The 19996-nt window shown below is 44.5% G+C and carries 16 protein-coding genes; 5 read left to right on the plus strand and 11 right to left on the minus strand.

Annotation, left to right across the window (positions count from 1 at the left end; all coding sequences use genetic code 11):
* Positions 1-97: 97 nt before the first annotated feature.
* Positions 98-766, minus strand: coding sequence for an endonuclease III (nth, locus tag IEU85_RS07435; RefSeq protein WP_188355632.1), 669 nt, complete (start codon positions 764-766; stop codon positions 98-100).
* The gene (locus IEU85_RS07440; protein WP_188355633.1) at positions 741-1469 is read right to left on the minus strand and encodes a winged helix-turn-helix transcriptional regulator; all 729 of its coding nucleotides are present in this window, start codon (positions 1467-1469) and stop codon (positions 741-743) included. Before IEU85_RS07440 ends, nth begins: the two co-directional genes overlap by 26 nt.
* A gap of 186 nt (positions 1470-1655) precedes the next feature.
* On the opposite strand from IEU85_RS07440, the gene IEU85_RS07445 reads away from it, so the two are divergent.
* On the plus strand, positions 1656-2447 hold the full coding sequence (locus IEU85_RS07445) for a hypothetical protein (RefSeq protein WP_188355634.1): 792 nt from the start codon (positions 1656-1658) through the stop codon (positions 2445-2447).
* 84 nt (positions 2448-2531) lie between these two features.
* On the opposite strand, the gene IEU85_RS07450 is transcribed toward IEU85_RS07445, so the two are convergent.
* Positions 2532-3026, minus strand: coding sequence for an inorganic diphosphatase (locus IEU85_RS07450; RefSeq protein ID WP_188355635.1), 495 nt, complete (start codon positions 3024-3026; stop codon positions 2532-2534).
* A gap of 315 nt (positions 3027-3341) precedes the next feature.
* Here IEU85_RS07450 and IEU85_RS07455 point away from each other — a divergent pair, with 315 nt between their 5' ends.
* Positions 3342-5741: a family 43 glycosylhydrolase gene (locus IEU85_RS07455; protein ID WP_229714833.1), complete on the plus strand. Its 2400-nt coding sequence runs from the start codon at positions 3342-3344 to the stop codon at positions 5739-5741.
* Between the two features lie 183 nt (positions 5742-5924).
* Here IEU85_RS07455 and IEU85_RS07460 read toward each other — a convergent pair whose 3' ends face one another.
* A complete protein-coding gene (locus tag IEU85_RS07460) occupies positions 5925-8216 on the minus strand; it encodes an alpha-1,4-glucan--maltose-1-phosphate maltosyltransferase (RefSeq protein WP_188355636.1) in 2292 nt (763 codons plus the stop codon).
* A 253-nt stretch (positions 8217-8469) separates the two neighbouring features.
* On the opposite strand from IEU85_RS07460, the gene IEU85_RS07465 reads away from it, so the two are divergent.
* Positions 8470-8886 carry a glycerophosphodiester phosphodiesterase gene (locus IEU85_RS07465; RefSeq protein WP_188355637.1) on the plus strand — a complete coding sequence of 139 codons (417 nt, stop codon included), beginning with the start codon at positions 8470-8472 and terminating at the stop codon, positions 8884-8886.
* A gap of 217 nt (positions 8887-9103) precedes the next feature.
* On the opposite strand, the gene IEU85_RS07470 is transcribed toward IEU85_RS07465, so the two are convergent.
* Complete coding sequence (locus IEU85_RS07470; protein WP_188355638.1) at positions 9104-9412, minus strand: metal-sensitive transcriptional regulator; 309 nt, start codon at positions 9410-9412, stop codon at positions 9104-9106.
* A gap of 124 nt (positions 9413-9536) precedes the next feature.
* Here IEU85_RS07470 and IEU85_RS07475 point away from each other — a divergent pair, with 124 nt between their 5' ends.
* The gene (locus IEU85_RS07475; RefSeq protein ID WP_188355674.1) at positions 9537-12419 is read left to right on the plus strand and encodes a heavy metal translocating P-type ATPase; all 2883 of its coding nucleotides are present in this window, start codon (positions 9537-9539) and stop codon (positions 12417-12419) included.
* A gap of 437 nt (positions 12420-12856) precedes the next feature.
* Entirely contained in the window at positions 12857-15244 is a 2388-nt protein-coding gene (locus IEU85_RS07480) for a hypothetical protein (RefSeq protein ID WP_188355639.1), read from the plus strand.
* A 203-nt stretch (positions 15245-15447) separates the two neighbouring features.
* On the opposite strand, the gene IEU85_RS07485 is transcribed toward IEU85_RS07480, so the two are convergent.
* From IEU85_RS07485 to IEU85_RS07510, 6 genes are all read right to left on the minus strand, one after another.
* Positions 15448-15738 (minus strand): hypothetical protein, encoded by a 291-nt coding sequence (locus IEU85_RS07485; protein WP_188355640.1) that lies wholly within the window; start codon positions 15736-15738, stop codon positions 15448-15450.
* A gap of 207 nt (positions 15739-15945) precedes the next feature.
* Positions 15946-16089 carry a hypothetical protein gene (locus IEU85_RS07490; protein ID WP_188355641.1) on the minus strand — a complete coding sequence of 48 codons (144 nt, stop codon included), beginning with the start codon at positions 16087-16089 and terminating at the stop codon, positions 15946-15948.
* 220 nt (positions 16090-16309) lie between these two features.
* The gene (locus tag IEU85_RS07495) at positions 16310-17236 is read right to left on the minus strand and encodes a HipA domain-containing protein (protein ID WP_188355642.1); all 927 of its coding nucleotides are present in this window, start codon (positions 17234-17236) and stop codon (positions 16310-16312) included.
* A gap of 737 nt (positions 17237-17973) precedes the next feature.
* Positions 17974-18741: a Fic/DOC family protein gene (locus IEU85_RS07500; protein ID WP_188355643.1), complete on the minus strand. Its 768-nt coding sequence runs from the start codon at positions 18739-18741 to the stop codon at positions 17974-17976.
* Positions 18734-18934 (minus strand): antitoxin VbhA family protein, encoded by a 201-nt coding sequence (locus tag IEU85_RS07505; RefSeq protein WP_188355644.1) that lies wholly within the window; start codon positions 18932-18934, stop codon positions 18734-18736. Before IEU85_RS07505 ends, IEU85_RS07500 begins: the two co-directional genes overlap by 8 nt.
* A gap of 131 nt (positions 18935-19065) precedes the next feature.
* Positions 19066-19989 (minus strand): Fic family protein, encoded by a 924-nt coding sequence (locus IEU85_RS07510; protein ID WP_188355645.1) that lies wholly within the window; start codon positions 19987-19989, stop codon positions 19066-19068.
* Between the last annotated feature and the right edge of the window lie 7 nt (positions 19990-19996).

Here is a 19996-nt window from a genome sequence, read left to right on the forward strand (position 1 = left end):
AATGTTTACCTAGGCGATAGGGATAGTGTCCAATATGGCACCCGTGACACGTATTTGAGTGACACGGACTGAGTGCCAAGTGTATTTCGCGAGTGGGTCAGCGCATACTACCTGCGCTTGGACACGTCTCAGCAAGAGGACACGTCCCACACTGCGGGTTTCGAGCATGGCAAGTGGACCGTCCAAAGAGAATAAGGCGATGTGACACATTAGTCCACTCACTTGGTGGAAATAGCGCACAAAGCTCTTGCTCAATCTTTACAGGATCTGGATTTGGTTTAGTCCAGCCGCTACGCCAATGCAGTCTGCCACTCACACGCATTACGTGCGTATCCACAGGAAGCCCGGGAATGTTAAAGGCATTGCCAAGCACTACGTTGGCAGTTTTGCGTCCTACACCGGGCAGAGTGACGAGTTCTTCCATAGTATGAGGTACAACGCCATCGAATTGCTGTACTAATGCAGCCCCCAGACCAATCAGGTGCTTGGTTTTTGCGCGATAAAACCCTAGAGGATGGATAATCTGCTCAATATCCTCTGGATTAGCCTGAGCATACGCTTGCGCAGTAGGGTAGGTGTCAAAAAGTTCAGGAGTTACCGAATTAACACGCTTATCAGTAGTTTGTGCACTAAGCACTGTAGCAATCAGTAATTCGAGAGGAGAAGAAAAATGTAGCGCACACTTAGGTTCAGGAATTTCTTGGCAGAGAATCTCATACTCCTGTGCTACACGCTGCTGTTTAGCTGCCTTCGTTTCCCTCGGCATGCGATGCCTCCTGTGGTGGGTCAAAACGGTATCCGACATTACGTACTGTACCAATAATATGCTCGTATTCACCACCGAGTTTTGCTCGCAGACGACGAATATGCACGTCTACTGTGCGCGTGCCACCGTAATAGTCATACCCCCACACTTCTTGCAATAGTTGTGCTCGAGTAAACACCCGACCAGGGTGCTGCACTAAGTACTTAAGTAGTTCAAACTCTTTGTATGCTAAATCAATAGGTTCACCATGCAAACTTGCGGTATAGCCGTTAATATCAACCATCAAGTCGCCAGAACGAATAACGCCCTCGCCATCCTCTTCGCGTTCATCACTCGGAGCTGAAGCACTGTGCAAGGGACCGCGCTCGCTGATAATACGCAATCGTGCTTCAACTTCCGCTGGGGAAGCCGAAGCAACCACCATATCGGTAATACCCCACAGAGCATTAACTACCGTAAACCCGCCTTCTGAAAGCACTAGAATAATTGGTGTTGCAAACCCATGTGAAGCAACCATACGGCAGATAGTGCGTGCTGTTGCCAAATCTTCTCGTGCGTCAACAAACAAAATTGTGCTCTCTGGCATGCGCACAATAGACGCCACATCCATAGGAAGTACGCGCACGCGATGAGAAAGTAAGGCGAGCGCTGGAAGTACACTAGCAGGGTCACTGACGGAGGTCATAAGTGTTAAATCTGTCAAGTGACCTCCTTAAATACATAACACGTGATGCTTAAATATTAGTTGCATAACGTGCTCTTGATTCAGCAAAATACAGTATGCAAGCTGGCTATATTGTAACGCAATTTATGTCATGTGTGGCGCGTTGTCGACTATTTGGAAGTGCATGCACTACACTAAAAGAAGAAATAGTCATGGGAGTTATGCATGAGTCCACAAGGCAAGCCAGCACGCACCATAACGAATCGCAAGCGTGAGAGGCAGATGATTACCATTGCACTAGCGGCACAACTTACTGTATATGCAGTGATGCTGCTTGTCGGTCTGGCAGTAGTATTTGCTGATTTATCGTTACTTATTGCAATGACGGTATTGGTATTACTTGCTGTTGCTGGCTGTGCAGTTGTGCTGAATTTTTGGCCGTTCGGATATCGTGATGAGACTTTGAATTTCTCGCGGTTGCTGGCTTCCCTAGCTATGGTGGTTGCTGTTCTTGAACTAGAACGCACCGGTATGCTTGGTGAGTTTAATTGGCTAGTGCATGATGGCGATATTGATATGTATGGTAAACGGCTTATTTTGCATTGGGCAGCCGCTATTGTAGTTACGCTGGTATTGGTGCTCGTTGCGCTATTTGTGCGGCAAATGGTCAGAGAGCCGCGTACTCATTTGATTATGTCTCTTTCTACGGGGCTTGTTGCATCGATTGTGACCTTGGGTGGGGCTTCATGGACATTCCTGCCAGTTGCTGTGTCGCAAAGTATGCGGCGTAGCTATGGTGTTTGGCTGCTTGCGGCTCTTATCGTGGTGATGCTAATTTCAGTGGCATCGACGGTGATGTGGATTCAGGGCGCGCACTGGGGTAATGACCCTGCTTCGATGAATTCTCTTGATGCGATTGGTCAGGCGCTCGGCCGTGGTATTGCTATGGCTATGATGAGCGGCTATGCTACATACGTTGTAGCAGCCTCTACTTTAGCTATTGACGCATTACTATAAGTTTTTCAGTACATTGTTATCTGACAAAGTGAATGCCCACTTACTCATGGTAAGCGGGCACTCGCGTATTTGAGTTCAGTAAAACTACTGCTCGGATGCTGCTAGGCGTTCCTTAGCGGCGACGATTTCCTTTTCCGCCTCGGAAACGCCAGTCCAGTAATCTCCTGGCATTACTTCCTTGCCTGGTTCCAAAGCCTTGTACTGCTCGAAGAAGTGCTTAATTTCTGCCTTGTGATATTCAGATACATCCTCAATATCCTTGATATCGTCAAAGCGAACATCTGCAGGTACGCACAATACCTTGTCATCTCCGCCAGCCTCATCAACCATGTGATAGAGACCCACAGCGCGGCACTCTACTACGCAGCCTGGGAATACTGAGTTTGGAATCATGACGAGTGCATCAAGTGGATCGCCATCTTCACCCAAGGTGCCCTCAATATAGCCGTAGTCGTCTGGGTAGCCCATAGAAGTAAATAGTGTGCGATCGAGGAATACACGACCAGTTTCGTGGTCAACTTCGTACTTATTCTTTGAGCCGCGTGGGATTTCCACAACAACATTAAATGTTTCTGCCATAGTTACTCCTTATGCAGGTTGTACCTGCAACATCATACTCGTATGCTCCAACGGAAGCCCATTGTCCTGTACAAAGTGTGTATAGCAAGCAGTGTTTATGGTTCATTATTTGGGCAGAGGAATAAGTATTTAACTTAATGTCCTAGCTAATATGATAGATTACATGAACCATAAGCCGCGAATATGGATATCTCCTCACCAATATGCGCTATCAGTTGAGCGTGTATATAAATAAAAAATCATAATGAATCAGACATATACTCTCGATAGCTTATGCGTCGATGCATAAGCTGCTTTGAAGGGAATACTTACATTATGAATACTCATATTAGCCCAGCAATGCGTCTGGGAGGGAGTATAGTATCCGTGGTGTGTGCTCTTGGTTTTACACTAACCATTGCACAGTTACCGGCGCAATCTGCTCAAGCAGCAGAACTCCCTAACCTTGTAGTCAATGGCGATTTTGAACATGGTACAGATTCGTGGAAATCTGGAACGGTATGGAATAGTAGTGCTTCCAAAGTCAATATTACTGAGGATGCTCATTCTGGAAAAGCTGCTTTACAAATAACTTCGAGAAAATCCTCTGACGCTGGAGTGATACAGTCACTCAACGGTAAAGTAGAAAAAGGGCATGAATACAGCGGCAGTATGTGGATAAAAGCTACGGAAACTGCGACTTTTAATATTACTGTATGCTCTGGTAATGGATCTGGTTGTGCACAAATTGCAAAAGGACAAGCAAAAGCTGGTGAATGGACGCAAATCACAGGTACGCATGAGCTTGACGGGAATGGTGATTTTTCAAACCCATCGTTAGTTATTGAAAATACATATGGTACAAGTACGGCTGACTTTAGTGTAGATGATATTACCATAACTGATCCGGGATATGTGCCTTTTGAACCGCCTACCACTGGCACTGCACAGCCGGCAAAAGCATTTGGTAGTAATGCCAATCCTATTATCGATTATTGGTATGGTGCCGACCCATGGGCAATGGAATACAACGGTCGTGTGTATGTTTATACCACAGGAGATGCAACGGCAATCAATGCTGACGGTTCGCTGACATATGATTATGAGTACGATGCAAAAGGGCATATCAAGAATAATTCTTTCCGCGATGTGCGCACAATCAATGTCCTCTCTACCGATGATATGGTCAATTGGCGCAATGATGGCTATATTCGTGTTGCTGGCCCTCAAGGCGTAGCGACATGGGCTAATAATTCGTGGGCTCCTGCTGTCGCACACAAAACAATTGACGGCAAAGAGAAGTTCTTCTTATATTTTGCTAATGGTGGCAGTGGTATTGGTGTTCTGACTTCGGATTCCCCAGTCGGACCATGGCATGATGAGAGCGGTAAGCTATTGGTTCGTGGTGGTACTCCAGAATCTGAGGGTGTAGTATGGCTCTTCGACCCTGCTGTATTTGTGGATGACGATGGCACGGGCTATCTCTATTATGGTGGCGGAGTTCCCAATAGTGAGGGTGGCAAAGAGCATCCAAAGACGGCACGTGTAATTCAGCTTGCTGATGATATGATCCATACTGTTGGCAAGCCTCAAGTTATTGATGCTCCCGCAATGTTTGAAGATTCTGGTATTGCCAAGATTGGTAATAAGTACTATTACTCATATTGCACGAATTTTTCGCATAATCGTCAAATTGATGGGCATACGATTGGTATGGGGAATATTGCTTATATGACAGCAGATTCTCCGATGGGTCCATTCACCTACCAAGGTGAGATTATGAAGAATCCAGGAACGTATTTTGGTGTTGGCGGTAATAATCATCATGCTATGGTTAAGCTCGGAGATCAATGGTATATGGCATACCATGCGCAGACCGTTGCAAAAGCACTCACGCAAGGTGGCAATTTGGAGCAGGCTCAGGGGTATCGTAACACGCATCTTGATCCAATGACTGTTCAAACTGATGGCAGTATCTCAGACATTACCATGACGTATCACGGTCTCCAACAAGTTAAGCATCTTGATGCCTATATGCAAGGTGGCATCCCAGCATCAACAATTGCGTGGGATTCTGGAATTACTAATGCATATGATCTTACATCTGGTGTGCGCGTTGTGGATATAACTGCAGATAACAGCCAAGGACAAAAACTCAGTAATATCAACGATGGTGAGTGGGTAGCATTATCTAATGTTGATTTTGGTGTTCAAGGGGCAAAAAATCTTACAGTACGTGCTGCAGGGCTTGCAGGTGGCAATATTGAAGTGCGACTTGATACACCTGATAGTAATCCAATAGCAACAGTTGCTATTCCTGCGTCTGGAGAAGATACAACGTTTAGGGATTATAGCGTTGCGTTGGATAATGTTACTGGTGTGCATCATGTAGTATTCACGTTCCATGCTTCACCCGCCCAAGGAGAGCGTAGTGTAACTCATCCGTATCTCTTTGATATAGCCAGCTACACATTCACTCCTGCTTCTGCAACGGAACATGATGGTACGCAAACTGACTCGACCAAGCAACCTGATAAAGACACCATTACGCAGACGGATACAGATGCTCAGCATGAATCTCAGACATCTTCAAAGTCTTCTACAGCGGTGAATGGACAGCAAGATGGTCTTGCTCAAACTGGTGTATCCACACTTCTTTTTGTAGGAGTGTGTGCTGTGCTTGCTGTTATAGGATGCGCAATTTTTATATTGGTGCGCCGGAATAATTTACACTAGCCTCTAGTTGCCCAATAGGTAACTGAGGGAGAGTATTGAGCAACGGCTCACTTAGACTACAACAGTGGTTTAGAAAAAGTTGTGGAGGATAACCGGTTGAGGTATCCTCCACTTTTGTATACCTAATAGTGGTTGTAAATACAGTCTTCTGCGGAGTGTGCGGAAGACTATATTTACTGCATACTAGTACTGCACGCTGAGAATATGAGCGACATCCGCCCAAGGAGCTAGGGATACGAAATTATGGGATCCCCATTCAAAGGCGCGGTCGGTAAGCTCATCGTGTACACGAATAGATTGGCGATCGCCTAAGCCAATTGCTGCTAAATCAAGATCAAGCTCAGATTGGTGAGCATTATGGCCATCCAAATTCACAACAATAATCAGTGTATCTGGTTTACCATCTTCACTGAGGTATGCAGGAGTGTGACGCATAAAAGCCACAATATTTGGATCACTTGTTGGCACTAATTGCACATTGTGGTAACTGCGCGTTGCCATATGAGCACGACGAATACGATTTAGGGCAGTTAGCAGTCCTGCAATACCGTATTCTTCAGCCTTGGACCAATCGCGTACCTTGATCTCGTATTTTTCGTTATCGATTTGCTCTTCGACCCCTGGGCGCTGGCAGTTTTCAATGAGCTCGAAACCGTTGTAAATACCCCATGAAGGGCTACCCATAGCAGCAAGTACAGCACGTACAGCATGACCTGCAATGCCATTGTCTCGCACATAATCCGTTAGAATATCTGGTGTCGTTGGCCAGAACGTATTGTGCTGATAATAGCCATTGTCTCCATTAGTTTCCAGCAGATACTGTGAAATTTCTTCCTTGGTGTTGCGCCAAGGGAAGTAGCAGTGTGACTGAGTGAAACCAGCATAGCTTAGTGCGCGCATCATGCCAGGGCGAGTAAATGCCTCAGCAAGGAACAGTGTTTCTGGATGCTTATGGGTTACTTGCGCGATTACCTCTTGCCAGAACCGCACTGGCTTGGTGTGTGGATTGTCAACGCGGAATATTGTCACGCCTGCATCGATCCACAAATTCATCAGTCGTACAGTTTCCTTAATGATTCCAGGCATATCAGCGTTGAAATCAATAGGATAAATATCCTGATACTTTTTCGGTGGGTTTTCAGCAAAGGCAATAGTGCCATCGGCTTTGTGACGGAACCATGTTGGGTGTTCTGTAACCCAAGGGTGGTCAGGTGAGCATTGCAAGGCAAAATCAAGTGCGATTTCTAGTCCAAGTTCATGTGCTTTGGCGCAGAATGCTTTGAAATCATCCATGGTACCGAGTAGTGGGTCTACAGTATCGTGACCGCCGAGCTCAGAGCCGATACCAAACGGTGAACCAGGATCTGCCGGGCCTGCAACAAGCGTATTATTGCGACCTTTGCGATTAGTAACGCCGATTGGGAAAATTGGAGGAAGGTAGACGATATCAAAACCTTCTTGTTTGGCCCGCTCAAGACCTGAGATTGCAGTCGCGAAAGTGCCTTGCTCAATACTTCCATCCTCGCGGTAAGTGGCGCCCTCTGAACGTGGAAAGAATTGATACCATGCGGCAAAGCTGGACTTAGGGCGTTGTACTAAAAGAGTTTGTGGGCTAGATTCGCTCAGAGCCTCGCGCAATGGTTTTGTAGTATGTAGTTGTTCGATTGTTGCTGTGCGTACAGCTTGCAAGCGTTCGTCAAGAGAAAGTTCGGCGTTGCGTAACTGTGCTGCTGCAGCTTTGAGCTCTTTGCGTTCTGCAGCATTGAGTCCAGAGTCTTTGTTGCTGCTGGCTGCCCAACGGTCTAGAATATCTGCACCTTCAAGAAGAGCGTTGTTGCTATCAATATCGCGCACGCCAATTTTAATGGTTGCATCGTGTAGCCAAGTGGCGAATACATCTTCCCAGCCTTCGATAGTGATACTCCATAAGCCAAGGTGTCGGCGTACTGCAGCAAAATCATCATTCCAAGGCAGTGTATTACTTGCGGTTCCTGCAACTAGGTCGGCTTCAAAACGGTCTAGTCCGGCATTGGTGCAAACCATAGGAATACGGGCTTCAATTTTGCCTCGCGGTGTACGCAATACTGCTGTGGCTTGTGCTTTTGCGCGTCCTTCGATGAATACTTCGGCGCTGACATGGAATTGCTCTCCAATCTCAACACGTGCAGGGTACAGACCTCGTTCTTCATTTGGTGTGATATCGAGGATAGCTACACGGCCGAATTGTCCTGGCTCTTCCACAGGCAATGTTGGCGCTGGGGCGGCACTGTGAGCAAGATCGACAACTGCTGTTTTACGGGTGCGTGCCTTGGTGCTACTGGATCGCTCAGTATGAGCTGTGCGTTTGCGAGTAGTGGTGCGCTTCGTTGCGGTAGAAGTTGGCGATGATGAGGTAATTACTGATGCAGTAGCGCGAGTCTTCGTAGACTGCGACCGTGATGTAGATGACTTATCTTCGATATGTAAATCACTCATGCGTCTATTGTACGGTGCAGTATGCGACACGCCGTGCATTTGCTCATTTTATTGAAGTTTCGCGTCATGATAAGGCAAAACATGACAAAAATGAACATTATCCCCTAGGAAATTCGTTCAATTTAGAACACTATTTTTGGCTGGAACGGTCTAAGAAAACAATAGTGAAAATGCTGGCTGCAAACTTAGGAAAAGATACTGTTCTTTCAACAAAATCCGTGTAATGTTGGTGTAGTCAGATCAAGGAGGATATATGGCACAGGATAGGAAAATTACAGTAAACACCTCCATGTACGGAGTAGATCCTGATAAGAAAACAGCAGCAGCGAACGAAGTTGCACGTTCCTTTGGCATCAGCGATGAAGCTCTTGCGCAAGTAGAACACTATAAAGCTGAACTTACTGACCATGATGCTTGGGATCTGCCATTTATGGGGTATGTAAATGAAGATGGCTATGGATATGCATTCGTATCAGATCAGGCTGTTGCGCATGATGGTTGGGACGCATACAAGGCCTTCCGCGATTTGCCAAAGGATGTACAGATAGCATTCGCTATTCGTATGCTATTTACACATCGCGATGTTGATCGCTATGGTGCTAAGATGTTCCTCCATTATGAGAATGGCTTTAGTGTGCGAATTGAAGGACCTGGCTCTAATAATTGGTAAACCGCGTCTCTAGCATGTCAGCGGCTTAAAGCTTAAAGCAAGAGGGTTGCGATGCTTTAGTATGCTATTCATGCTACATAACGGCTATACATAAAGCTCTGCTGTAGTGGTACAAGCCTATAAGCAGAGCTTTTCGTTTGTGTACTAGTTTTTTGCTTAATCTATGTTTTCATATATAAGTTAGGCTTCATGTGTGCGCTGGTCTTTTATGTGCACGCTAGGCTTTCATAAGTTTGGCAACAACTTTTTGCACTTCTTGAATTTTTTGGTCGGCAACTTCTCCTCCAGTGTGCACAGCGTCGTGTACACAGTGTTCAAGATGGTCATTAAGCATCAGTTGTGCAACCGATTTGAGGGCACTTGTGGTTGCGGATATTTGCGTCACAATATCAATGCAGTATTCACCGCGTTCTGTCATAGCTTTAATAGCACGTACTTGCCCTTCAATGCGACTGAGCCGGTGTATTAGGGCTTGCTGATCTTGTGCATAACCATGTTGATGATGTTCGTTGTTTGCTGTTTTCATAGGCTATCGTTGATTTTAGTTTGACTATAGTTCGCTTTTGGAAATTTCTTTTAGTATAGCTGGACATATACCCTATAGGGGTATATGGTATGTAGAGTTATACGGAAAGAGTAAGCGAGTGCAAATGCATATATTAGTTGTGCTGATAACTGTAGTACTGACAGCAGTGATTTTGTGGCTGGCTCTAGCGCCGAAGCGCATTGTACGAGCAGCAATGAAGCAAGGCATGCAGGAAATTGTTATTGATGTTAAAGGCGGATATTCTCCAGCATCTATCGAAATTCAAGCCGGCGTCCCTGCTCGGTTGATTTTTAATAGACAAGAATCAGGGGAGTGCTCATCTCATGTTGTATTTCCTGATTTTGGTATTGATCAAAGTTTACCGGCCTTTCGTAGTACTGTAGTACAGTTAACAGCTCAACAATCTGGGGATTATCCTTTTGCTTGCGGTATGAATATGTTGCATGGCACGCTGCATGTCGTAGGTCATGCGATAAGTGCGCGTGATGACGCAGAGAATCGTGCAAAAGTAACCAATCACATTGATGTGGCTACTCATACCGATGTAACTGGTTTAACCGATGTAACTGGAACTGAAAGTACAGCGCATACTCAGCATGCAGAGAATTCCAAACCAATCGAGCATGCAGAACATCAAGATAGAGCACGCCAAGATACAGTTCAACAAGATACTGACGAAGCAGAGATGCAGCTAGCTGCTCAGCGCGAATATCGTATGTTGGTAGCTCGTCTTATTGTTGCGGCAGTGTGTACGTTGCCTGTTTTTGCGGCGACAATGCTTCATCTGTTTGTGATGCCTGCATGGGTGCAATTCGCGTTCATGCTTCCAGTTGTTGGGTTTAGTGCTTGGCCAATTATTATTTCTGGAATCTCGGCTATTGCCCATCGTGCGGCAGAAATGAATGCGCTGGTTACTCTAGGTGTGATAGCGGCATTGGTGTATTCGATTGCTGTAATGATTGTGCCAACAGTATTTCCTCAGCAGGCACGTGAACCATATTTTGAATCAGTTGGTATGATTATCACCCTTATGCTTGTAGGACAGGTCTTAGAAGCGAGAGCAAGAGCGGGTACTCATCAGGCAGTGCGTGGACTTATGGACTTGCAGCCGGTTGAAGCGCATGTATTGAAAGATGGTGTAGAACAGACTATTGATGCCAATGATGTGCACATTGGTGACATTGTTGTGGTAAAACCTGGGGAAAAACTGCCGGTTGATGGTGTGGTAACTAGCGGATACACGCAAATTGATGAATCAATGCTTACTGGCGAGTCGATGCCTGTAACTAAAACACAGGGTGATAATGTTACTGGAGCCACAATTAATGGTTCCGGCACTATTGAATACCGTGCAACTAGCGTGGGTAAAGATACTGTGCTCGCGAATATTATTGAAGTTGTTTCAGCAGCTCAAGCAACGCAAGCTCCGGTGCAGCGTTTGGCGGATAAGGTTTCTGCAATTTTTGTGCCTATTGTGGTAATTATTGCATTATGGTCTGGTGCGCTATGGCTCGTATTTGGTCAAGAACTGAGCATACCTCATGCGCTCGTTGCTCTAGTAAGTGTATTAGTTATTGCATGCCCGTGTGCACTTGGTTTAGCAACCCCACTTTCTGTCACTATTGCCATGGGGAAGGCCGCGCAGCATGGCATACTGATTCGTTCAGCAGCTGCTTTAGAACAAAGCGCCAATATTGACACTGTAGTATTTGATAAAACAGGCACACTTACTGTTGGAACGCCGCAAGTTGTGCAAACGGTAGGTTTTGGACAGTATGAGCAAAGGGTGCATGAAGCACTTACAATGATGGCAGTAGTAGAAGCGCGTTCAGAACATCCATTGGCGCAAGCAATACGTGCGAGCGTGAACGCAGATCAAATGTCAGCATATGATGTCACAGAGTTTAAGGCACATGCTGGTTTGGGTGTGCAAGCACAGGTTAATGGGCATAGTGTAGTCATTGGCAATCCGCAATTTGTAGATGACTGCAATATTGCTATGCCTGAAGGCGGCGATGTAAACCAAGTATTTGAGGTTATGGATAGCGCCTCTGATCGCGGATACACAAGTGTGCTGGGAGCGATTGACGGTGTATTGTCAGTGGTTATAAATATTGCTGATACGGTACGTCCAACTTCCCAGCAGGCGATTGCTACGTTGCAATCACACGGTATTGCAACGGTTATGCTTTCTGGAGATAATGAGCGTACTGCACATGCTATTGCCGAGCAGGTTGGTATTGACACTGTTATTGCTCAAGTCAAACCAGAGGAAAAAGCACAAGTAATCGCACAATTGCAAGCTCAAGGGCATCGAGTTGCCATGGTTGGTGACGGCATTAATGATGCTCCAGCGCTCGCACGTGCTGATGTTGGTTTTGCACTTGGTACTGGTACTGATATTGCTATCGAGTCTGCTGATATTACGATAATGGCTCAATCCTTGGAATCTGTAGGAGTAGCATTTGATATTGCTCATGCGGCGATGCGTAATATTAGGCAGAACCTCGGATTTGCATTTGGGTACAACGTACTTGGAATTCCGATTGCAGCAGGCATACTTTACCCAGCATTTGCTATTATGCTCAATCCAATGATAGCGGGCGCTGCGATGGCATGTTCGTCACTATCTGTGGTGTTAAATGCCAGCCGATTAACAAGATTTGATGCGCATGATAACCAGCAACATCGTTGGACGGTGCGCACTCAAGCCCAATCACTACAACCTACGTGGAAAGGAAAAATAATGGCATTATTTAACAGAGACCATGCTCATACACAAGAACATAATATGCACCATCATATGGATATGCATGCGCCACAAGGTGATGCAGCAATGCATGTGGATCCAGTGTGTGGTATGAGTGTGAGTGCCGATCATGCTGCTGCTCAGCGCGAATATGAGGGCACTACAGTGTACTTCTGCTCTACAGGTTGTGCCGAGCGTTTTGATGCTAATCCTGAGCAGTATATGAAGCGTAACTAGTTACTGATTGTGTCTCTGCTCGGAAATTGTATCATGTCGTTTGCATAAAAGTGGGATACATCTGATATTGGCGTATCTGATATCGACAGTTTATGTGTCACAGCATGGACTGTTGGTGAAGAGGTTATTTTCAATGGCTGTGTGGTTAGCGCAGCCATTTTGTATATTTGAAATATATATTCTGCAATATATTTTTGGGGAATAACCTAATTGCAGTCTGTATTTGATAAGTCGCATATCGAGTAAGATTCTGTAGTCTAAAAGTTTACATATATTGGTAAACAGTGCCTCAAAACAATATGTATTCCTGTTCTTTTCTGACACAGTACTAATACGCGCGTCTACACATTTAGGAATGAATAGGAGTGACCATGAAGCAATTCAAAACTATGAGGAATAAATGTGCGCCTCTATACACTGCCATAATATGTTTTGCAATGATTATTGCAATCTGCATAGGCGGATATTATGGAAAGAAAAAAGCATATGCAAATGATTTATTAGCAACAACAGAGCAATATATTTCATTTGTGCAACGAAATAATGTGCCAGTTCGCCTTGGGGTAATGGCAACAAGTGCCGATGGACGTAACTTATATTGCATTGAAGCGGGAGAGCAAGAAGAGCTGCAATATACGGCTACTGAAAAGTTAGCGGATAATGTTGATAACCAGCGAATAGCTTGGCTTATCTCACACTATAAGCAATATAAAGATGCGAAGACTCACGCTGCTATCGCATATTTAGCACATGAACATTTAGATGCGGATACAAAACATTTATGGACAATTTGGAAGCCATGGATTGCAGAACAGTACCCAGATGTAGCACCTCTTGCACAGCAATTATGGCAAGAATCAGAAGGACATATCGCCCAATCAGCCAAAGCTCAGGTGCAATACAGTAAAGCAATAAGACAGGGCAATATTAATATTCAGGTGAGTAACTCTCAACAGCAGCAGGTCGCAGGAATACCATTTGAGGTAGTGTTGCAAGGACCAGCAGCCTTTGACAGTAACAACGAGCAAAAAATTCGTGGGATTACACAGCAACAACCTGAAAAAATATCATGGCATGCTACAGGCACTGGTAAAGTGAAAGCAGTAGTACGATATGCTCATGGCACATTAGAGCGCTTAGTAAGTACACAAGATTACGTAAGATTCGCAGAATACTCATACGGTGATGGTGAAGGCGTCGATTTTGAGGTTGATGCACGATTCCAACCTCAACTCACTTCCCAAGCGGTACCACATGTGCTCACCCCTGGTGAAACGGTTTCAGACACGGTTACAGTGCGAATAGGGAAAAATGAAGTATGGCATAACCATATTGGCGTATTAGCTCAAGGCTACTATTATACAGGATTGACCACTGAACAATTACAGAGCCCAATACAACCCACAGCACAAGAACAGCCATCACAGTTTATCAAACGTTTAAAGACGCTAGGATATGTGCCCACAGCATATGCAAGTGCACATTTCACTCGCGACGGGCAACAAATCCATGTAATAGCCAAGCAAGATTTCCAAGCACAGAGTAAAACATATCGCGCAACAGAAAGAGATGGTATTGGAACATGGGTATGGGTAATCGATAAGGCGAAGCAGGATAAAGATGTAGCTTCATGGTTACAAGGAAATTATATTAGTACATTTATTGAAAAAACTGAGTCAACATCTACACGGCAACCGCTGAAGATTGATTCAACGGTTACCGAGCATACAGCGCATATAGGCTCTTCCATAAGTGACACCATTACTGTCCAAGGATTCCCTAAAGACCATGGGAAGTTTAGAGGAGATACTCAAGCAGGTTTTAGTGCAGATCTCGAATATATGACGGTGGAACTCTACTGGGCTGGTGACCATAATAACAGCGCTCGCAATGAGGAGTATAAACCGAGTACTACCGAAATACCGGGTTTAGATGAACACCATACTTTAGTTGGACAATGGCAGTATCGTGCGGTTAATGGCACTATTCGCGTGGGTAATGGTTCCAAAGATATCCATGGTAAACCAGTTAATATTGAGGCTAATGAGCCAGGATATTATGTTTTTGTACTTGATTTTGAAGGTGATAGCCGTGTAATGCCCGCTCAAAGTGAATACAACAATGCATGGGAACGAGTATGGGTGCCGCCCACACCTAGTCCCACAACTGAACCAATTACTATGACAACTGCGGTTAATGCTGATCGTGCTGCTCCTGGAGATACGGTATTTGATACGGCACGTATACGTGGTTCTTTGCCAAAAGGTGCGTATATAACGTTCTCAGCATATGAAGTTCCTGAATCCATTAGCAGTGCTGCAAGTACTGATGAGGATGATAGTGATGATGGCGGCTCTATACGTAGCAACATAAATACTGCTTGGAAGGTATTACTTGACGAGTACAGAGTTGAGCTTCCAGAAAACAGTAATACGTTGATGGAAACAAGTAAGCAAAACAACGGCAAGTTTAGTGAAGATGAGCGTGCTACTAGTGAATCGATCTATGCTCAAGACGGTACATTGTATGTCTCTAGCAAGCATATTCAGGTCGCGAAGAGTGGGAAAGTGTATTGGAAGGCCACGCTTTGGAGTGCTGGAGGAGATGTGCTTGCTTCACATCCGCTCGGTATAAAAGGTGAGGTGACTACTGTAGAAGAGCCTCCTTCACCACCGCAGACACCACCCGAGGAGCCTCACGAGCTTGCTCAGACTGGCGCGCATACAGTGACTCTTATTGGAGTCGGAGTTGTTATGGCACTTATCGGGTTGGTTGGTATGAGTGTGTTGCGTGTAAATGGTTATCGGCATTCACGAGAGCAATGACGAGTAATAACGTATGATTCGTAGTTTGCTTACTATACGTTTTCCGTTTGTAATCTATGCGCTTGACTGCAGATATTATTATCTGTTAAGAGCGCATAGATATTGCATATGTGAATGTATGTAATTATGACTTAATACGCATTTGGTATGACAGACATCTGAAACGGTCACTGTAGGGTGGCTTAGTTATGACTTATTTCAGCTTATTCACTTTCGCTGTCTTCTCGCTCGACGTAAGCTTGATAAGCTTCATACGCTGGTGACGGTTCAAATGCATCATCACAGGTAAGCTGGCTAAAGAGTTTGAAACGCTCGAATGATTTGCGCGCTTCTTCTGGTGCTTCGTCAGTGAGTTCGTATCTAAATTCATGGTCAACATGGTATTCATGACCTTGCTTATCAGTCACTATGTCTGGACGACCATCGTCAAAATATACTTTGCGATACCATGTAGGGTTATCCATCCATAGGAATGCTTTTGGATCGTATAACAATGCTCTTACCTCCTACACCTTATATCCGCCATCACGTCTTAAAACTGTGTGCAAGGCATTAGTGATTTCATTTTATGTACCATGTCTGCTGAATTTTTGAGAAAAAGCTTCAGCAACCCATTTGTTTGGTCGTTTATTTGAGTCGGATCCTCTTACATTCGGTATCTTGATTTTACAATGATCTTTATTGTTCTTAGTTAAACCTTTTTAGGGGAACAGTGTATCCAAATTGGCTGTTAGTCCAACTAATGCCTTTGTGATAGTAAGTATAGTCTCCTTAGAAGTATTATCTTTACTCGCAGCTAGTTGTTGTAGGGTGTTGGGAATATCGTCTGCTTGCTGCGATTTCATGACCCTTTGCGCGCATTAGACGATTTTGAGGGGTAAGTGCAACCCACCCAATTGATGCTGTGCCAATATCTAGACCCACAGAGTACTGCTTCATTGCATACCTTTTTTCATACTGTAGTATTTTTGTTATTGTAGCCTTAGGTGTTGGTGTAATGATGTATTTGACACACTATGGATGATTGAGAAGAGTGATATTTTGAGTAGCTCAGTTTAGGGTTTACTATTGAGCGGCTTGTAAACGTTGGTAGGTTGGCAAGAGTACGTGTTCAACGCGGTATTGTAGTAGGGCTAAGTGGTATTGGCGGTAGTCCTCGTCAATAATATCGACACCGCGCACGGTGTCTGGGATATTGTAGAACATGTCAATAATCGTGTGCATGTCTAAGTGTTTGATAAAGCGTTGTAATGCTGCATTGCAGTCAGGGTCTTGACCGGAGGCAATATATTTCAGTGGCGCGATGGGTTTACCTTGTGTGCTCACAAAGCAGGAGTGCACATCAAGCGCATCTTGACGTAGTAAATCAGTATCATGTAATCGCTGGCTGATAGCGTGTGGTGTCCGCTTATTGTTGAATGAGTTACTATTGGCAAATACTGGGGCAAGCTTCATGGCAGTATCACTAATCAGCACACCCCAATTCGTATTATTGCGATCAATATTACGAATAAAAGCATCCGTGACAAACATATCCCAGAAACGTTCAAGCACGTTAGGGATGTCTTTGAACACATCTATATGCGCTATCGCGGCTATCACATCAGGGAGTACTACACTCATGCCGTCTGAAGCATCTTGAGAGAATCCAGTGAGTTCATCATTAACCGAGTTTTTCAGATTACGGAAATCATATAGAGTGTAACCGTCTTTAACAAAATCTCTGCATGCGCATACGAGTTTGCCATCGCGAATACCCAGTACAGTATCATGCACATCAATATTGAGCGAGGCGTACACGTGTGAGCCGAGGTATTCGCTCAGTGGTGCGGTAGAATACGAGGGTACTGATCCTTGTAGATCGCGAGTGTTTTTAGGGAACTTTAAGAGCCAGTTATCGTTATTCCAGTGGATACCAATCTTACGTCCTGCTGAGCCACCATAATAGCGTCTGGAAAGTGGTGCTTGCTCAAAATTCTCAACCGTAATCATACAACCAGTATATTTTTTATCTTTAGATATATGGGGTATATAGGCATATACAGGTGTTAGGAGACGTTACATTATATCGCTAGCTAGCGTAGTTGGTTAATCGCATGTACTTCAATAAAATCACTGTGCCCTTCACGAGAAGAACACGGTGACCTAACACACTACTTAGTCATCAGATAGCCAACTATCACGGCTAATAGTAGATAACCTACTATGTTGCTTGAAGCGGCAAGAGCCACTCCTATAGCTGCCAATGCTCCAATAGACTCATGGTGTGGGTAATTGTCGGGGCTCATGAGAGTCACCTTTCAGACAAAGCCGCACGCCGTGAGCGCACGGCATACGTCACAATGCGATTGCATTGCGGTCAAGAACTACAGCCGCTAAGATGCAGACCTCGACGTAGACAAGCCTAGACGTTATAATAGATATCGACAGTGGAAGCGCCGCTAAACATTCTCGCCTTTGAGTGCGCGCGACGAAAGACTTACGAGAATGAGCTGAAACTGTTAGGGCGTTGAGGTAATTGCACGTCCTCAGACAAAGCGTAAGGGGCTCGCAAGAGTCCCTTAACTCTTATCTCAATGTATTAGATAATTTTTTTGCTACTTGCACGATATTTCAATAATATTACCCAGCTTTACGTCTACAAACGCGACATTGTCGCAGCAATATTACTTGCTCCAAATACTGAAATACTGACAACTAGGAATAAGAAGACAGAATAATAGAAAAGCTTATCGACCACGAGATTTGCGACGCCGAGTAGGACGGTGAGACTGACTATTACTAGAAGCAATATATCGAGAAGAATGCCGCTGTCGTATATCTTCACTAATTTCCGTGGCATACTGCTTACCAGAATCCAGTATTGGTTGATGATTCAACATAGAAAATACAAGGCTATATCTATCCAAAGGTGATACACAACGATCAAACAATGCCATTAGAGGCTGATAATTAACATGTAATAACGCTTGAACGCTGGCATCAATATTTTCTTGAGCACTGATTTGAGGCCATTGGATATCCCAGCCAGCATCACGAGCAATCACGCTCCAAAACAGGCGTTGAGTACGACCATTGCCCTCACGAAACGGGTGTAATACGTTCAAATTATCAAAATTCATAGCAAGACGTTCAATGAACTGAACGCGATTCAAACCCTGTAAATAATGATCCTCTTTGAGAGTCCGCTCAAAATATTCAATACCGTTCGAGAAAAACTCAAGAGGAAGAAATAGGCTCTCACCCTTACCCATATTGATTGTGCGTAGCTGTCCAGCCCAATCGTATACATCCTGAAATAGCTGATAATGGATCGCTCGTACACCGCGCAGAGTTGGCTCAACCTGAGGGTTACTATCAAAGAACTCTATCATACGAAGACGCGCACTCGTTGATTCAAACGCATCAAATTCAGCAGAATCAATAATTCCTGCTAAATTACGTAATACAGTTGTACCCTGAATAAGATAAGGGTCAAAAACTGGACTGTCAACCATTATTTAATCCATAACGATAACGATTGCGCTTAATGCATTCCTCGATCGTGAGATTACCCAAAATATACTGCTGCAAATCCATATTAGAAGCATCAGTAAAAACGCCGCCCTCCATTTCTATAGAATGGGTAGCTTCTTTTACAAGCCTTGCTCGCCTAGCCTGTTCAGTAGGGGAAATCTGCTGCACACTCACACAGTCTATTATAGTCTAGAATACTTGAAATAACAATAAAAACCACTACTATCAAAATAACAAAGTGGGTTTCAGTTCAAAAGTATTTACCGTAAGCGGTTGAATAATGCAAGCTCAGTATACTATAACTTTCAATGAATATGTCGCTTCTGCTGGCGAACAGGCACTGCACTAGGTGTTGCATACAGTGTTGAAAGATTATTCACTTCTGGTGAAGGTGCTAATTGAGCAATGCGCTGGGCGAAAACACGGGCCTGATCCAGTAATACTTCACTATCCTGTTCTGACCAATGATCTGCATAGGTATACGCTAACTGTCCTTGTGCCATACGTTGCATAAATGTTTGTTCATAGGTGTCTCGTTCGCTAAGTAGCAGATCAACGAGCCAGCCTGGGTGCTCAGGAAATTCATTAAGTCCTTTAACATACATGCTGTGATGTTCGTCGCGTACCAGCGGTGGCACGGTATTCAGACGTAAACACTCTTTGAACATTACTAATCTACCTATGCTACCGTTCCCATCACTAAACGGATGTACGCGTTCAAACATCCAATGACACATTGCAATATGCACAGGATTATCAGTGATGCGTGCATATTCGTTAAACACCACTTCCATCATTTCAGGTACATGCACTGCTGCCACGGTTGGTATTGAGGTTAGACCAAGAATCTGGCTGATTTCATTCTCTCGAGTTTTATATGCACCAATGTGATATTTGGAGTCACTTTCTTGGGAAGTTCCTTTTTTTAAGAGCCAATGCAAGTGACAAACGAACTCTTCATTAACCGGATTGTCTACATGGTCAAGCATATAATTAAATGCTACAAAATGGTTACGCGTCTCTATCACGTCATCTACACGAATCTGCTCGCCATCAGCGGCAAGTAAACTATCTGATTCGAAAATTTGACTCGTCTGCTCAGCAGTTAGGGTAGAGCCCTCCATGTGGTTTGAGTTATACGCCATTAAAATTTGAGTCCAATAAAACAATGCATGATCAATATGCTGATCTCTTTCTTCAATCAGTCTATCTACTAAACGTTGACCCATGTTGCAC

This window comes from Galliscardovia ingluviei, from assembly GCF_014635685.1.
Taxonomy (GTDB): Bacteria; Actinomycetota; Actinomycetes; order Actinomycetales; family Bifidobacteriaceae; genus Galliscardovia; species Galliscardovia ingluviei.

Excerpts from the sequence above, each read along its gene's own strand:
- nth (WP_188355632.1), bottom strand. The coding sequence starts at position 766 with ATGCCGAGGGAAACGAAGGCAGCTAAACAGCAGCGTGTAGCACAGGAG.
- IEU85_RS07445 (WP_188355634.1), top strand. The coding sequence starts at position 1,656 with ATGAGTCCACAAGGCAAGCCAGCACGCACCATAACGAATCGCAAGCGT.
- IEU85_RS07450 (WP_188355635.1), bottom strand. The coding sequence starts at position 3,026 with ATGGCAGAAACATTTAATGTTGTTGTGGAAATCCCACGCGGCTCAAAG.
- IEU85_RS07455 (WP_229714833.1), top strand. The coding sequence starts at position 3,342 with ATGAATACTCATATTAGCCCAGCAATGCGTCTGGGAGGGAGTATAGTA.
- IEU85_RS07460 (WP_188355636.1), bottom strand. The coding sequence starts at position 8,216 with ATGAGTGATTTACATATCGAAGATAAGTCATCTACATCACGGTCGCAG.
- IEU85_RS07465 (WP_188355637.1), top strand. The coding sequence starts at position 8,470 with ATGGCACAGGATAGGAAAATTACAGTAAACACCTCCATGTACGGAGTA.
- IEU85_RS07470 (WP_188355638.1), bottom strand. The coding sequence starts at position 9,412 with ATGAAAACAGCAAACAACGAACATCATCAACATGGTTATGCACAAGAT.
- IEU85_RS07475 (WP_188355674.1), top strand. The coding sequence starts at position 9,537 with ATGCATATATTAGTTGTGCTGATAACTGTAGTACTGACAGCAGTGATT.
- IEU85_RS07480 (WP_188355639.1), top strand. The coding sequence starts at position 12,857 with ATGATTATTGCAATCTGCATAGGCGGATATTATGGAAAGAAAAAAGCA.
- IEU85_RS07490 (WP_188355641.1), bottom strand. The coding sequence starts at position 16,089 with ATGAAATCGCAGCAAGCAGACGATATTCCCAACACCCTACAACAACTA.
- IEU85_RS07495 (WP_188355642.1), bottom strand. The coding sequence starts at position 17,236 with ATGATTACGGTTGAGAATTTTGAGCAAGCACCACTTTCCAGACGCTAT.
- IEU85_RS07500 (WP_188355643.1), bottom strand. The coding sequence starts at position 18,741 with ATGGTTGACAGTCCAGTTTTTGACCCTTATCTTATTCAGGGTACAACT.
- IEU85_RS07510 (WP_188355645.1), bottom strand. The coding sequence starts at position 19,989 with ATGGGTCAACGTTTAGTAGATAGACTGATTGAAGAAAGAGATCAGCAT.